The sequence below is a fragment of the Streptomyces sp. DG1A-41 genome, assembly GCF_037055355.1.
Taxonomy (GTDB): Bacteria; Actinomycetota; Actinomycetes; order Streptomycetales; family Streptomycetaceae; genus Streptomyces.
On the sequence record NZ_CP146350.1, the window covers coordinates 3,388,340 to 3,403,190 of the forward strand.

The window sequence follows — 14,851 nt, forward strand, 5'->3', positions numbered from 1 at the left end:
CTCGTCTGGAGCGCCGGGCAGGCCTTGCACCTGCATTTCCCCGCAGGAAGCGGGGCGTCTTTCCTTGGACCACCAACGCATCGTCCGTCTACCGGAGTTCCTGCGACCGGACGCAGATCAACTATAGCGCAGTTTTCGTTATCGCCTCCGCCGTCCGGCCGTCTCCTCACCGTCCCCCGCAGGAACGCGACTTACGACGTTGAGGTGCGACAACGTGACACGACACATCAGCCGCCGGAGCATGGTGCAGGCCGCGGGCGCGGCAGCCGGAGCCGCCGGCATCGGCGTCGGTACGACCGCGCTCGCGATTCCGGCCTCCGCCGCCGGCTCCGCTTTCGCCCACCCGGGGCTGCTGCACACCCGTACCGACCTGGACCGTATGGCGGCCAAGGTGAAGGCGGGCGCCAGACCCTATACGGCCGGGTTCGCCAAGCTCACCGCCAACCGGCACGCGCAGAGCGGCTGGCGGGCCAATCCGCAGGCCACGGTGTACCGGGGGGCGGGTTCGCCCCAGAACTACGCGGTCCTCTACAACGACATCCACGCCGCCTACCAGAACGCCCTGCGGTACCACGTCAGCGGCGAGACCGCGCACGCCGACACCGCGGTGGCGATCCTCAACGCCTGGTCGGGGAAGCTGACGTCGATCCAGGGCTCCGCCGACCGGTTCCTGGCCGCCGGGCTGTACGGCTACCAGTTCGCCAACGCCGCCGAACTCGTACGCGATCACGGTGACTTCGAGCTCGGGCGGGCGCAGGAGCTGATGCGCAACGTCTTCCATCCGCTCAGCGACGGTTTCCTGAGCGATCACAACAACGCCGTCGTCACCAACTACTGGCCCAACTGGGACCTGACGGCCATCGCCTGTGTGCTCGCCACCGGCATCTTCTGCGACGACCGTGCCGTGGTCGACCGGGCCGTCGAGTACTTCAAGCACGGGGACGGCATGGGGTCCGTCAAGCACGCTATTCCCGTCGTGCACGAGGACGGGCTCGCCGAGTGGGTCGAGGCCGGGCGGGACCAAGGGCATGCGCTGCTCGGGGTCGGGCTGATGGGCACGGTGTGCGAGATGGCGTGGAACCAGGGGATCGATCTGTACGGCTACGACGACAGCCGGTTCCTCAAGGGGGCGCAGTACGTGGCGAAGTGGAGCCTGGGCGGGGACGTGCCGTATACGGCCAACACGCGGAGGAAGGGGGCCATCGGGGGGTGGTCGGGGAGTGAGACCGCGACCGGGGCCGCGGGTGTGGATCCGGCCATGACTCGGCCCATCTGGGCGATGATCGCCAACCATTACACCAAGCGGCGGGGGTTGTCGGCGTCGTATGTGACGCGTGCTGCGGCCAAGGCTGCGCCGGAGGGCGGGGGTGGGGATTATGGGCCCAACAGTGGGGGTTACGACCAGCTTGGGTTCGGGACTCTGGCCTTTACTCGGGATCGGGAGCGGGTGGAGGGGGCGGTTGGCGGGGCGCCGAGTGCGGGTTCGTCTGGAGCGGCCTCTGGTGGGGGTGCGCGGCCGCAGGGGGCCGTGAGCGCCTCGGGCTCGCCTGCTGCGGGGCGTGACCTGGCTGCTACCGGGGCCGAGGATGTGGTCGGCTGGGTTGCCGCGGCGGGGGTTTCCGCTGTCGCGGGTGGGTTGCTGTTGCTGCGGCGGCGGGGAAGGGTGCGGGTGCGGCGGGGTGGGGCCGAGTAGCGTCCGGCACGTTGCGCAGGGCCTCGGCCTTCGGCACGTTGCGAGGGCGCTGGGCGTGTGGCCCGGGCACGGGTCGGGTCGCTCGCCGGCGCCGGCGGGGTGCCGCTGCGCCCACCCGTGCCGCCCCAAGCGGCACGGGTGGGCGCAGCTGCGTCGGCTACGGCCGCCCGCAGCCAGGTGCTACGTCGTCGCCGTCCTCGACCCCGTCGAGCCGGAGGCGTAGGCGCCGTCTCCCTTGTCTTGAGCCGTCGGGCCCGTCTGGTCCGTCGCTGCCGTGAGCGGCCTGGCGATGTCCTCCAGGGAGCGGCGTTCCGCGCGTACCGCGAGGAGCGCTGCTGCCAGGCCGGCCAGGCACATCAGGGTCGCGCCGATCTGGAAGGCGAGGACCGTGTCGGCGACCTTGCCCGTGCCGGTGAGGTCGGCGAAGAGGAGCGGGCCGCTGATGCCGCCGGCTGCGGTGCCGATGGCGTAGAAGAAGGCGATGGACATGGCGCGGGTCTCCATCGGGAAGACCTCGGACACCGTCAGGTAGGCGCTGGACGCGCCCGCCGAGGCGAAGAACAGCACCGCGCACCAGCAGGCCGTCAGCGTGCTCGCGCTGAGGGAGCCCTGGTCGAAGAGCCAGGCCGTGCCGAAGAGGAGCAGGCCGGACAGCAGGTAGGTACCGGAGATCATCACGCGGCGGCCCACCGTGTCGAAGAGCTTGCCCAGCAGCAGCGGGCCGAAGAAGTTACCGAGGGCGATGACCGCGAAGTAGTAGCCGGTGTTGCCGCTCGGGACGTCGAAGAACGTCGTCAGGATCGCGCCGAAGCCGAAGGTGATGGCGTTGTAGAGGAAGGCCTGGCCGATGAAGAGGGAGAAGCCGAGGACCGCGCGGCGGCGGTAGTCGGAGAAGACCGTGCGGCCGATCTCGAGGAAGGAGACGCCGCGGCGCTGGTGGATGGTGATCTCGCCCTCCGCGCGCGGCAGCGGCTCGCCCTGCTCCTGCTCGATCTTCCGCTCGATCGAGGAGACGATGCGTTCCGCTTCGTCGTCACGGCCGTGGATCAGGAGCCAGCGGGGGCTCTCCGGGACGTGCCGGCGGACCAGGAGGATCACCAGGGCCAGGACCGCGCCGAGCGCGAAGGTGAGGCGCCAGCCGACGTTCGCCGCGAAGATGTCGGTGTCCAGCGCGACGATCGAGAGGAGGGAGCCGCCGACCGCGCCCAGCCAGAAGCTGCCGTTGATCATCAGGTCGACGCGGCCCCGGTACTCCTTGGGGATCAGCTCGTCGATCGCGGAGTTGATGGCCGCGTACTCGCCGCCGATGCCGAAGCCGGTGAGGAAGCGGAAGAGGAAGAACCACCAGGTGTCGAAGGCGATCGCGGTCAGGGCGGTGGCGCCGAGGTAGACCGCGAGCGTGATCATGAAGAGTTTTCTACGGCCCCACTTGTCGGTCAGCCGGCCCCAGAAGAGCGCGCCGGAGCAGGCTCCCGCCACGTACAGGGCGGCCGCGAGGCCGGTGACCTCGCCGGAGGTGATGGGCAGGCCGCTGCCGGGCTCCGACAGGCGGCTGGCGATGTTGCCCACGACGGTGACTTCGAGACCGTCGAGGATCCACACGGTGCCGAGTCCGATGACGATCGTCCAGTGCCAGCGTGACCACGGGAGGCGGTCGAGGCGGGCGGGGATGTCGGTGGTCACGGTGCGGCCGGTCCCGGCCTGTGCGGTGGTCATGGGCTCCCTCCTCATCGAGAAGAACCCGGTTCGAGTGCCCTGAGCGGTTTCGCTTACGCCCTGCCACCTGACGCCACCGGCGCGTCACCGTCCCGCCGCTCACGCCCCCAGCGCGTGCGACACCGTGTAGATCAGCAGGCCGGCGAGTGAGCCGACCACCGTGCCGTTGATCCGGATGAACTGGAGGTCGCGGCCGATGTTCGCCTCGATCTTCCTCGTGGTGTGCTCGGCGTCCCAGCTCGCCACCGTGTCCGTGATCAGGGAGGTGATCTCCTTGCGGTAAGTGGTGACGACGTAGACGGCCGCGTCCTCCACCCACTTGTCGACCTTGTCCTGGACCTTGCGCTCGGCCGCCATCCGGGAGCCCAGCGACAGCAGGGAGGCCCGGACGCGCAGCCGCAGCTCGCTGCGCTCGTCCTCCGCCGCCGCGACGATCATGGACCGTACGGCCGTCCAGGCGCTGGCGATGAGGTCCTGGACCTCGCCGCGGCCCAGCACCTCGCCCTTGAGCCGCTCGACGCGGGCGCGGGTGTCGGTGTCGGACTGGAGGTCGGAGGCGAAGTCGGTGAGGAAGCGGTCGAGGGCGCCACGCGCGGGGTGGGCGGGCATGTCGCGCATCTCGGTGGCGAAGCGCAGCAGCTCCTTGTAGACGCGCTCGCCCACCTTCCGGTCGACGAACCTCGGCGTCCAGCCGGGCGCGCCGCCCTCCACGGCGTCCATCACCTCGTCGCGGTGCAGCACCAGCCAGTCGTGCGCGCGGGTGACGACCAGGTCGACGACCCGCTTGTGGCCGCCGTCGGCGACGACCTTCTCCAGCATCTTGCCGATGCCGGGTCCGATCTCCTGGGCGTTGGCGCGGCGCGTGATCGCCTCGCCGACCACGGCCTGGACGTCGGAGTCGCGCAGGACGGTCAGGGCGCCGCGCAGGGCGGTGGACAGCTCCGCCGTGACCCGGTCGGCGTGCTCGGGGACGGCGAGCCAGGCGCCGAGGCGGCTGCCGATGCCGACGGCGCGCAGCCGTTGCCGTACGACGTCCTCGGAGAGGAAGTTCTCCCCGACGAACTCGCCCAGGGAGACGCCGAGCTGGTCCTTCTTGGTGGGGATGATCGCGGTGTGCGGGATGGGGATGCCCAGGGGGTGGCGGAAGAGGGCGGTGACGGCGAACCAGTCGGCGAGCGCGCCGACCATGCCCGCCTCGGCGGCCGCGGCGACATAGGCCGCCCAGGGCCCCGCGCCGGAGTTCTGGGCCCACTTGGCGAGGATGTAGACCACGGCCACGAACAGCAGGAGCCCGGTGGCGGTGAGTTTCATGCGGCGTACGCCGCGCTGCTTCTCCTCGTCCGCCGGGCTGAAGCTCGTCATCGCACGGTTCGTGACGGCGCCCGGGCGGGCATGCTGCCCCCGGACACCACCCTTTTCTTCCACTTTCGCCTGTTCCATCCGCTCCACCCGCTTGGTGATCCCACACACATTGTCCCTTCCTGACCGACTCCTGGAACGGAACAGGAGTTCCCGGCGTCTGTCGGGAGGGGGCAATGCCACGGGGGGGTCCTGTGAGCTTCCCCCTGCCCATGCCGCATCATGGGCACATCAGATCGGAGCCTGGGGCTCCCATCGCCCGAGGAGAACTACACAGCATGACCCGGGGTCGTGGTTACGCCCTTCTGGCCGGGCTGGTCGCAGCCATCGTGGCCCTTTCCACTGCCATATACGTCGGAGTGGCGTCCGACGACGGCACGCACAGCCGGAACGCCGTCACGGACAGCCGCCTTCCGAACAACTCCGCCGCACCCGCCTCCACCGGCACCTGGGTCGGCACCTGGTCCACCTCCCCGGCCGCGGCCGAGCCCGGCACGGAGACGACCGGCATGGCGAACCGTTCGGTGCGCAACGTCGTCCACACCAGCGTCGGCGGTACGAGTGCCCGCGTGACGCTGTCCAATCTCTACGGCCAGTCGCCGCTGAGCATCACACAGGCCTCCATCGCCGTCGCCGCCGGCAGCGGTACGCCCGCGGCGCTCCCGGACACGATGCGGCAGCTGACCTTCAACGGCGGGCCGACGGTCGTCATCCCGCCCGGCCGGCAGGTGATGAGCGACGCCGTGCGCATCGCCGTCCCGCACGACGCGGACGTCCTGATCACCACGTACACGCCGACCAGCTCCGGCCCGGTGACGTACCACCCGCACGCCCGGCAGATCTCCTACGTCGCCCAGGGCGACCACGCGGCGGACGCGACGGGCGCGCCGTACACCGAGCAGAGCATGTACTGGCGTTACCTGACCGCGCTGGACGTGCTGAGCAACGAGTCCGACGGGACGGTCGTCGTCCTCGGCGACTCGCTCACCGACGGGATCACCTCCACGGCGGGCGCCAACAACCGGTGGACCGATGTGCTGAACGACCGGCTACGCGCGGAGATCGCCGCCGGGCGGGATCTGCCCCGCTACAGCGTCGTCAACCAGGGCATCAGCGGGAACCGGGTCCTCACGGACGGGCTGGGCCGGCCGGCGGACAACCCCAGCGGGCTGAACCGCTTCGCGCGGGACGTGCTGGAGCGGACGAACGCCAAGGTCGTCGTCATCGACCTCGGGGTCAACGACATCCTGCGCAATCCTGGGCTCGCGGATCCGAACGCGATTCTCGGCGGGTTGCGCACGATGGTCGGGCAGGCGCATGCGCGGGGGCTGAAGGTCGTGGGGGCGACGCTGATGCCGTTCGGCGGGCACCGGGGGTACTCGGACGCGCGGGAGGCGGTGCGGCAGCGGATCAACGCGGAGATTCGTGCGGGGCGGGTCTTCGACGCGGTGGTCGACTTCGACAAGGCCCTGCGTGATCCTTATGACCCGCGCCGGCTGCGGGCCGACTACGACTCGGGGGATCATCTGCATCCCAGTGACAAGGGGTATGCGCGGATGGCGGAGGCGTTCGACCTGGAGAGCCTGAAGGGGTCGGCACCGGCGGAGCTGTAGGGGCTGCCGGCTGTTGCGTACCCGGCGCCGGTGCTGAGGCGCGGGGGGGGTGCGCAACCCGGCGCTGCGGGGTGCCGTCTGCGGCCACCCGTGCCGCCCCGAGCGGCACGACTGCCCGCAGACGGCGGGTAGTCGGCGCCGCTCAGCCGTGTGCTGATCCCGCTGAGCCGCGGGCAGTCGTGCCGCTGGGGCGGCACGGGTGGGCGCGGCGGCACCCCGCAGCGCCGGGCTGCGGGGTGCCCCGGCTCCAACCTGAACGCCGAGTGCTCAGCGGTCGGCGTTCAGTGATCCCAGTGTGAGTCCCGGCGGGAGCCGTCGAGCTGGCGGCGGCCCGCCCTGCGGTCCAGTCGCTGCTGGCGGCGTTCCTCGCGGAGCCGCTGTTTCTCCGCTCGGGTCAGCTTTCGCTGGACTCCGACGCCGCCCCAGAAGGCGAAGCCGGTGATGATGACGCGCGGCGCGCCCAGGTCGCCGGGGACGCCCTCCTCCTGGTGGTCGAAGCCGCCCATGATGCCGATGCCGCGGACGACGACCTCGACGCCGGGCGGGACGATGACGTCCACCCCGCCCATGATCGCGATCACGTTGATCTCGACCTCGCGGTCCGTGAAGTTCGCCTGGCGCAGGTCGATCTCCCCGCCTCCGCAGAGGGCGAGGCAGGTGAACCGCCGGGGCACCGTCCAGTGCCCCTTGCGCTGGAAGCCGGCCATCACGGCGGCGGCCCACGTCGAGGTTCCCTCACCGCCGACGATCCGCCCGGACCAGTCCGCGCCGTCCGGGCCGGCGGCGGGCTCCTTGGTCAGTGACACGGAGGGCGCCGTGACACCCGCGGCCGGCAGGTCCCGGGTGATCGGCGCCAGTTCCCCGTACGTCCGCGCCTGGTACGTCGCGTCCAGCCGCTCCTCGAACTCCGCCATGTCGAGACGGCCCTCCGCGAGGGCGTCCCGCAGGATCTCGGCGACCCGTTCACGGTCGGCGTCGGAGGCGCGGAGGTCCGGGACTGCGTCGTCGGTCATATACAGCAGCGTACGAGTTACATGTCCCGGACACTATGCGGTCGCACGCTCCGCGTACATCTTGGCGATCACCGCCTCGATGTCCGGCTCACGCACCGACAGGTCCACCAGCGGGTACTGCGCCGCGATCCGCGCGACCAGTGGCGCCGCCGACTCCGCCGCCGGGAACGCCAGCCACTGCCGCGGACCGTCCACCCGGACGACCCGGGCGGGTGCCGGGGCGTCGATCGGCGGCAGTTCCCGCTCCAGGTCCACCACCAGCGTCCGCTCGCTCTCCCCCGCCTCGTGCAGCCCGGCGAGCGGGCCGTCGTACATCAGGCGCCCGTGGTCGATGACCATCACCCGCTTGCACAACTGCTCGATGTCCTGGAGGTCGTGCGTGGTCAGCAGCACCGTCGTGCCTCGCTCGGCGTTCAACTCCCGCAGGAACTCCCGCACCTTGGACTTGGAGACGACGTCGAGGCCGATGGTCGGTTCGTCGAGGTACAGCACCTCCGGGTCGTGCAGCAGCGCCGCCGCGATGTCGCCGCGCATCCGCTGCCCGAGAGAGAGCTGCCGTACCGGCACGTCCAGCAGGTCGCCCAGGTCGAGGAGTTCGACCAGACGGTCGAGGTTCTCGCGGTAACGGGCGTCCGGGATCCGGTACATGCGGTGCATCAGCCGGTAGGAGTCGACCAGCGGGAGGTCCCACCACAGCGTCGTACGCTGCCCGAACACCACGCCGATGCGGTGCGCGAGCCGCGTGCGTTCACGGGAGGGGTCGATGCCGGCGACGCGGAGCCGGCCGGCGCTCGGTGTGAGGATGCCGGTCAGCATCTTGATCGTGGTCGACTTGCCGGCGCCGTTCGGGCCGATGTAGCCGACCATCTCGCCGCGTTCCACGCGGAAGGAGATCGAGTCGACGGCCCGCACCTGCCGCCGCTCCCGTTTCATGAAGCCGGTCTTCTTGCGTACGTCGAAGACCTTCTCGACGCCGTCGAGTTCGATGAACCCGCCGCCGTCCGCCCCGCCCGAACCGTCGCCCGCCCCGGTCGACCCGCCGTCCACTCCGGTCAGCCCGCTGTCCACCCCGGTCACCTCAACTCCCTGTACTCCGGTAGGAACGAAGCCCCACCCGCCACGCCACCCCCGCCAGCGCACAGCAGGCCACTGCCACCAGCGGTGACGCGAAGGCCGTCCACGGGGGCAGCTCGATCGGGTACGGCCTGCCCAGCACGTAGGCGGCGGGGACCCAGTTGACGAAGGCGAGCGGCAGCATGAAGGTCACGCCGCGCACCAGGTCCTTCCCGAACACGGTCGGCGGATACTGAAGCAGCGTGGTCCCGCCGTACGTGAACGCGTTCTGCACCTCGGCGGCGTCCTGGGCGAAGATCTGGAAGGCCGCGCCCGCCACGAACACCGCCGAGAAGATCGCCGCTCCGCTGACCACCATCACCGGCACCAGCAGCGCCTTCGGCGCACTCCAGTCGACGTCGACCGAGGCCAGCGCCCAGGCCAGTACCACCGCACCCTGGGTGATCCGGCCCAGTCGGCGCAGCGCGAAGCGGTCGGCCCCGACCTGGGCGAGCACCGGCGCGGGACGCACGAGCAGGATGTCGAACGAGCCGTCGCGCATCCGGGCGCCCAGGACGTCCATCGAGCCGAGCACCAGGTCGGCGATCCCGAACGCCGTCACCGACAGCCCGTACAGGAAGGCGATCTCGGGCAGTGTCCAGCCGCCCAGCGAGTCGACCTGCGAGAACATCAGCAGGATCCCCACGAAGTCCAGGCCGGTCACCATCAGGTTGCCGAACACCGTGACGACGAAGGAGGTGCGGTAGGTCATGCTGGACCGCACCCACATCCCGGCGATCAGCCGGTAGGCCCGCAGCCCCTCCAGCAGGACGCTCCGCTCACCCACCCTGCACCACCACCCGCCGCGTCGCGGCCGACTGCAACAGCCGACCCGCCGCCAGCAGCGCCACCGCCCACGCCGCCTGGAAGACGAACGCCCGGAGCGGGTCGGTCTCCCCCATCAGCACATCCGCCGGCATCTGGATCTGCGCCGCCCACGGCAGCACCCGCACGATGTCGCCGAACACGCCCGGGAAGGCGTTCAGCGGCAGCACCATGCCCGAGAAGAAGACTCCCGTGATCATCAGCACCTGGTTGACGCCCATGCCGTCCATGAGCCAGAACACGCTCAGGGCCGCCAGGTAGCGGATCGCGAAGCTGACGACCGTCGCCAGCAGGAGCGTGACCACGAAGGCCGCCCACGGGGTGACCGACGTCGGCAGCGCCATGGGGAAGAAGACCGCGCCGAACGCGAACGGGACGACGCCCCGCCCCAGCATCTGGAACAGCGCCCGCCCCACGTCGCCCGCCAGCCACCACAGCTGGAGATCGGCCGGCCGGTACAGGTCGACGGCGATCTCACCCGTGCGGATGCGCTCCATCAGGTCCTTCTCGGCTCCGCCGCCCTGGATGGCCAGCGTCGCGTAGAGGCACTGCCCCAGCCACACGTACGTCACGGCCTGCGCCTGGTCGTACCCTCCCAGGTGCGGCCTCTCCTCCCACAGCGCCAGGTACGTGTAGACGAGGATGAGACCGAAGACGGTGTTGGTGAACACCCCGGCCACGGTGGCCGCCTTGTACGTCGCGTACCGCCTGAAGCCCCCCGCCGCGACGGCCGCGTACAACCGTCCCGAGCCCACATCCACAGCCCTCCTCGCCGCCCGGCACCGAAGCGCAGGAGCCTAGTGGGCCGACGATCAGCCGTGCCACGGATTTTTCGGCAGGGGTGGGGAGCGCCGCAGGGCGAGTGGGGGCCGGCCCAGACGGTACGATCCGTTCCGTCCGCGTGGGCCGAGGCGCCCGTGGCCAGGGCGAGCAGTGCGGCGGCGGTGCCGGCCAGGGCGGAGCGTGCGAGCAGTCGCAGCGTCGGTCGTGTCCCCACCTCGGCGAATCTCGCGCAGGCAAGATCGCTATTCGAACAGGCTTGCAGGGTGACACCGTTCACCCTGCGCCCGCCCCGCGCGGGGCCGGCCTCGCCACACGGCTCACGACACGGCCCTCGATCAGGGAACTGATCGCCGGACGGGACAGTCTTCATCACAGGGGCGCAAGAGCGAGCAGAGACGTACGGGAACGACGTACGACGCGAAACAGGAGTCCGTGCACGACATGAGTGACGAGCCTCAGCCGCAGCAGCCGACACCGGGCTGGGCACCGAGAGAGCCGCAGGCGGACGGCGATCCGAACACGCCTCAGGCCCGGCCGGCCGGGAAACCGAAGCGGACCGGCTGGCGCCGGATCATCCCGACCTGGCGCATGACGCTCGGCGCCTTCATCATCGTCGCCCTGCTGCTGGTCGGCGGCTTCTTCCTCGGCTACTCGCTGGTCAAGATCCCGCCGGCCAACGCGCTCGCCACCAAGCAGGCCAACGTCTACCTCTACGCGGACGGTTCGGTGATCGCCCGCGACGGCGAGATCAACCGGGAGAACGTCTCGCTCCCGCAGATCTCCAAGGACGCCCAGCACGCGATCCTGGCCGCGGAGGACCGCGACTTCTACACCGAGTCCGCCGTCGACCCCAAGGCCATGGTCCGGGCGGCCTGGAACACGGCCCTCGGCAAGGGCAAGCAGTCCGGCTCCACGATCACGCAGCAGTACGTGAAGAACTACTACCTGCGCCAGGACCAGACCATCACGCGCAAGGCCAAGGAGTTCTTCATCGCGATCAAGCTGGACCGCGAGGTGAGCAAGGACCACATCCTCGAGGGCTACCTCAACACCAGCTACTTCGGCCGCAACGCCTACGGCATCCAGGCCGCCGCCCAGGCCTACTACGGCATGGACGCCACGGACCTCGACCCGGCCCGCGCCGCCTACCTCGCCGCGCTCGTCAACGCCCCCAGCCAGTACGACGTCGTCGCCCACCCCGAGAACCGCAAGGCCGCCGAGTCCCGCTGGAACTACGTCCTGGACGGCATGGTCAAGAAGGGCTGGCTCAGCGAGTCGAAGCGGGCCGGCATGAAGTTCCCGATGCCGAAGGAGTCCACCCTCTCCACCGGCATGTCCGGCCAGCGCGGCTACATCGTCCGGACCGTCAAGGACTACCTCACCCAGAACAAGATCATCGACGAGAGCCGGCTCGACGCCGGCGGCTACCGCATCACCACGACGCTCCAGAAGCCCAGGCAGGACGCCTTCGTGAAGGCCGTCAACGACAAGCTCATGGACAAGCTGGACACGAAGAACAACAAGGTCGACACCTACGTCCGCGCGGGCGGCGCCGCCGTCGACCCCAAGACCGGCAAGGTCGTGGCGATGTACAACGGCATCGACTACGTCAAGCAGTACACCCCGAACGCCACCCGCAGGGACTTCCAGGTCGGCTCCACCTTCAAGCCGTTCGTGTTCACCTCGGCCGTCGAGAACGACTCGCAGACCCAGGACGGCCGCCCGATCACCCCGAACACGATCTACGACGGCACCAACAAGCGCCCCGTCCAGGGCTGGGCCGGCGACCCGTACGCCCCGGAGAACGAGGACCAGGTCTCCTACGGCGACATCACCGTCACCGAGGCCACCGACAAGTCCGTGAACTCGGTATACGCCCAGATGGCGGCCGACGTCGGTCCGCAGAAGGTCAAGCAGACCGCGATCGACCTCGGCGTCCCCGAGACCACCCCCGACCTCGCCGACGGCCCCGCCATCGCGCTCGGCACGGCCACCGCCAGCGTCCTCGACATGGCGGAGGCGTACGCCACGCTCGCCAACCACGGCCGGCACGGCACGTACACGATGGTCGAGAAGGTCACCAAGGAGGGCTCGCCGATCGCGCTGCCCGAGCGGCGCACCCGGCAGGCCGTGAGCCGCGAGGCCGCCGACACCACCACCTCGGTCCTGCGGAGCGTCGTCCAGAACGGCACGGCCTCCGCCGCGCAGGCCGCGGGCCGCCCCGCCGCGGGCAAGACCGGCACCGCCGAGGAGGACACGGCGGCCTGGTTCGCGGGCTACACCCCCGACCTCGCCACGGTCGTCTCCGTCATGGGCCAGGACCCGGTCACCGCCGCCCACAAGTCGCTGTACGGCGCGATGGGCCTCCCGCGCATCAACGGCGGCGGGGCGCCCGCCGAGATCTGGGCCCAGTTCACCCGGGACGCCCTGAAGGGCAAGCCGGTCACCGACTTCGACCTCAGGCTCCAGCCGGGCGCCGACGTCCCGCAGGCCCCGGGCACCGAGTCCCCGGCCGACCCGACCACGGGCGGCACGACCGACGGCGGCGGCACGTCCACCGGCGGCCAGGACAGCGGCACCGAGACGCCCGGCCAGTCCCCGAGCGCGCCCGAGGGGCAGACTCAGGGCCAGACCGACGGCGGCACCACCGACGGCGGCACGGGCGGCGAATCCCCGAGCGGCGGTACCGCGGACGGCGGCACGGGAGACGGCGGCACCGCCACCGACGGCGCTACGACGGAAGGCGGCGGCGACACGACAGACGGCGGCTCGACGGGCCGCCCGACGGGCCCCGGCTGGGGCGTGGTCCCGCAGATGGCGCGCCGCGAATGAGCCGCCCGCTGCCGCTTACTCAGTGACCCGCGAAAGGGGCCGGTGACGATCGTCACCGGCCCCTTCTGCTACTGCTACTGCTACTGGAGCTACAGATAGAGGCCCGTCGAGTCCTCCGAGCCCTCGAACCGGTCCGCGGCCACGGCGTGCAGATCACGCTCGCGCATGAGCACGTACGCGATACCGCGCACCTCGACCTCGGCACGGTCCTCCGGGTCGAACAGAACCCGGTCGCCCGGCTCCACGGTCCGTACGTTCTGCCCCACCGCGACGACCTCGGCCCAGGCCAGCCGCCGGCCGACCGCCGCCGTGGCGGGGATCAGGATGCCGCCGCCGGAACGCCGCTCGCCCTCGCTGGTGTCCTGCCGCACGAGTACGCGGTCGTGCAGCATCCGGATGGGCAGCTTGTCGGGATGGGTGCTGTGCTCGTTTCTGTTGGCGCTCACGCCCTGAAACCTACCTGTCTTCCCCGAGAACGTACGCGATCGGGTCAGCCCTTGCGCCGCCGCGTGCTGAAGGCGAGCAGACCGACCACTCCGACGACGACGAGGGCCACGGGCACGACCCGCTCCAGCCGCGGGGCGCCGTCCTCGTCCACGAACCGCGCCCTGACATCGGTGACGGCCCGGTTGACCTCCACGTAGGCCCGCCCGAGGGTGTGGTCGATGTTGGACGCGACCTTGGCCTTGGCGTCCCCGACGATGGTCTTCGGGTGAACCCGCACCCCGATCTCGTCGAGGGTCTCGGCCAGGGTCTCGCGGCGGCGCCTGATGTCCGCCTCGATCTGCGCCGGGGTCCTGGTGTCCGCCGTGTCCGCCACCGTGTCGCCTCCGAAGTCGGTATGAAGCCTGTGCCGCACAGTCTGTCAGCTCCACGGCTCATCGCACTGTCAGGCCCCCCGGTTACCGGAGCCTTGCAGAGGGCGCGGCGTTCACGCCGGACGACCTCCGCGGGCGTATCCGGCGGGCGGAGACCTCGAAGTCCTCGAACACAGTTGCCCACATCGTGTGCGGTTCCGGTTGAATGTGATCTTTCGCCGTGAGTGGCCACAAAGCGTCGTACGGTGATCGGTATGCAGCTCCGCTACGACTACCGGGCCTGCCCGTACGCCTCTCAGCGACACGCGCCGGCGGTGCGTTCGGGTGCGCCCGCGTGGTGCGGAACGACTGCCTGCGCGACAGAAAGTCGAAGGACGCCGTATCGTCGCCGCCGGACGGGCGGAGACGCAAAACGCCTGTGGAGCGCCGGTAAGACGGGCACACGTGCCCGCACAGGCCGGTGAAGCAGGAAGCCCTCGGAAGGGTCAGACGATCCAGACCGGGATTTCTGGACTTCAGGCCAGGGAGCACGTCAAGCTGGTGCGATGAGCGAGCGACTCCAGCCGGGGGACGTGGCCCCCGCCTTCACCCTGTCCGACGCCGACGGCACCGAGGTGTCCCTGTCGGACCACAAGGGCCGCAAGGTCATCGTGTACTTCTACCCGGCCGCCCTCACCCCCGGCTGCACCAAGCAGGCCTGCGACTTCACGGACAACCTGGAGCTGCTGGCCGGCGCGGGCTACGAGGTGATCGGCATCTCCCCCGACAAGCCCGAGAAGCTGGCCAGGTTCCGCGACAAGGAGTCGCTGAAGGTCACCCTCCTCGCCGACCCCGACAAGCAGGTCCTGGAGTCCTACGGCGCCTACGGCGAGAAGAAGCTGTACGGCAAGACGGTCGTCGGCGTCATCCGCTCCACGGTGATCGTGGACGAGGAGGGCAAGGTCGAACGCGCCCTGTACAACGTCAAGGCGACGGGCCACGTGGCCAAGATCATCAAGGATCTGGGGGTCTGAGGCCCGCCGCTTGGCTTCTGGAACGGCTCGTACCGGCGTGGTCCGGTACGAGCCGTTCCGCATTTCGGGCGTG

12 protein-coding genes are annotated in these 14,851 nt (G+C 70.4%); 4 read left to right on the forward strand and 8 right to left on the reverse strand.

All coding sequences use genetic code 11. The annotated features are described in order from the left end of the window. Positions 1–241 precede the first annotated feature (241 nt). Positions 242–1,693 (forward strand): alginate lyase family protein, encoded by a 1,452-nt coding sequence (locus tag V8690_RS15705; RefSeq protein ID WP_338785366.1) that lies wholly within the window; start codon positions 242–244, stop codon positions 1,691–1,693. Positions 1,694–1,873: 180 nt separating this feature from the next. Here the strand turns inward: V8690_RS15705 and V8690_RS15710 are convergent, their stop codons facing one another. Next, positions 1,874–3,409, reverse strand: coding sequence for an MFS transporter (locus tag V8690_RS15710; protein ID WP_338779363.1), 1,536 nt, complete (start codon positions 3,407–3,409; stop codon positions 1,874–1,876). A 99-nt stretch (positions 3,410–3,508) separates the two neighbouring features. Continuing rightward, positions 3,509–4,879, reverse strand: coding sequence for a DUF445 domain-containing protein (locus V8690_RS15715; RefSeq protein ID WP_338779365.1), 1,371 nt, complete (start codon positions 4,877–4,879; stop codon positions 3,509–3,511). Positions 4,880–5,046: 167 nt separating this feature from the next. Between V8690_RS15715 and V8690_RS15720 the strand changes: the two genes are divergently transcribed. After that, the gene (locus V8690_RS15720; RefSeq protein WP_338779367.1) at positions 5,047–6,381 is read left to right on the forward strand and encodes an SGNH/GDSL hydrolase family protein; all 1,335 of its coding nucleotides are present in this window, start codon (positions 5,047–5,049) and stop codon (positions 6,379–6,381) included. Positions 6,382–6,662: 281 nt separating this feature from the next. Here the strand turns inward: V8690_RS15720 and V8690_RS15725 are convergent, their stop codons facing one another. The 4 genes from V8690_RS15725 to V8690_RS15740 are packed head-to-tail and all read right to left on the reverse strand — an operon-like array spanning position 6,663 to position 10,087. Next, complete coding sequence (locus V8690_RS15725) at positions 6,663–7,394, reverse strand: DUF1707 domain-containing protein (protein WP_338779369.1); 732 nt, start codon at positions 7,392–7,394, stop codon at positions 6,663–6,665. 33 nt (positions 7,395–7,427) lie between these two features. Next, on the reverse strand, positions 7,428–8,441 hold the full coding sequence (locus V8690_RS15730) for an ATP-binding cassette domain-containing protein (protein WP_338785367.1): 1,014 nt from the start codon (positions 8,439–8,441) through the stop codon (positions 7,428–7,430). A 31-nt stretch (positions 8,442–8,472) separates the two neighbouring features. Beyond that, positions 8,473–9,294, reverse strand: a complete 822-nt coding sequence (locus tag V8690_RS15735; RefSeq protein WP_338779370.1) for an ABC transporter permease — start codon at positions 9,292–9,294, stop codon at positions 8,473–8,475. After that, positions 9,287–10,087, reverse strand: coding sequence for an ABC-2 family transporter protein (locus V8690_RS15740; protein WP_338779372.1), 801 nt, complete (start codon positions 10,085–10,087; stop codon positions 9,287–9,289). The genes V8690_RS15735 and V8690_RS15740 overlap by 8 nt, the downstream gene beginning before the upstream one ends. Before the next feature lie 469 nt (positions 10,088–10,556). Between V8690_RS15740 and V8690_RS15745 the strand changes: the two genes are divergently transcribed. Beyond that, positions 10,557–12,947 (forward strand): transglycosylase domain-containing protein, encoded by a 2,391-nt coding sequence (locus V8690_RS15745; protein ID WP_338779374.1) that lies wholly within the window; start codon positions 10,557–10,559, stop codon positions 12,945–12,947. Between the two features lie 89 nt (positions 12,948–13,036). Here the strand turns inward: V8690_RS15745 and V8690_RS15750 are convergent, their stop codons facing one another. Together V8690_RS15750 and V8690_RS15755 are read right to left on the reverse strand one after the other, a co-directional pair. Beyond that, entirely contained in the window at positions 13,037–13,393 is a 357-nt protein-coding gene (locus V8690_RS15750; RefSeq protein WP_094052261.1) for a co-chaperone GroES, read from the reverse strand. A gap of 44 nt (positions 13,394–13,437) precedes the next feature. Beyond that, a complete protein-coding gene (locus tag V8690_RS15755) occupies positions 13,438–13,767 on the reverse strand; it encodes a DUF3618 domain-containing protein (protein ID WP_003990538.1) in 330 nt (109 codons plus the stop codon). Positions 13,768–14,310: 543 nt separating this feature from the next. Between V8690_RS15755 and bcp the strand changes: the two genes are divergently transcribed. Beyond that, positions 14,311–14,778 carry a thioredoxin-dependent thiol peroxidase gene (bcp, locus tag V8690_RS15760; RefSeq protein ID WP_338779384.1) on the forward strand — a complete coding sequence of 156 codons (468 nt, stop codon included), beginning with the start codon at positions 14,311–14,313 and terminating at the stop codon, positions 14,776–14,778. Positions 14,779–14,851: the final 73 nt, after the last annotated feature.

Bases quoted from the DNA above. Each gene is read 5' to 3' on its own strand.
- V8690_RS15705 (WP_338785366.1), top strand. From the start codon at position 242: ATGGTGCAGGCCGCGGGCGCGGCAGCCGGAGCCGCCGGCATCGGCGTC.
- V8690_RS15710 (WP_338779363.1), bottom strand. From the start codon at position 3,409: ATGACCACCGCACAGGCCGGGACCGGCCGCACCGTGACCACCGACATC.
- V8690_RS15720 (WP_338779367.1), top strand. From the start codon at position 5,047: ATGACCCGGGGTCGTGGTTACGCCCTTCTGGCCGGGCTGGTCGCAGCC.
- V8690_RS15725 (WP_338779369.1), bottom strand. From the start codon at position 7,394: ATGACCGACGACGCAGTCCCGGACCTCCGCGCCTCCGACGCCGACCGT.
- V8690_RS15745 (WP_338779374.1), top strand. From the start codon at position 10,557: ATGAGTGACGAGCCTCAGCCGCAGCAGCCGACACCGGGCTGGGCACCG.
- bcp (WP_338779384.1), top strand. From the start codon at position 14,311: ATGAGCGAGCGACTCCAGCCGGGGGACGTGGCCCCCGCCTTCACCCTG.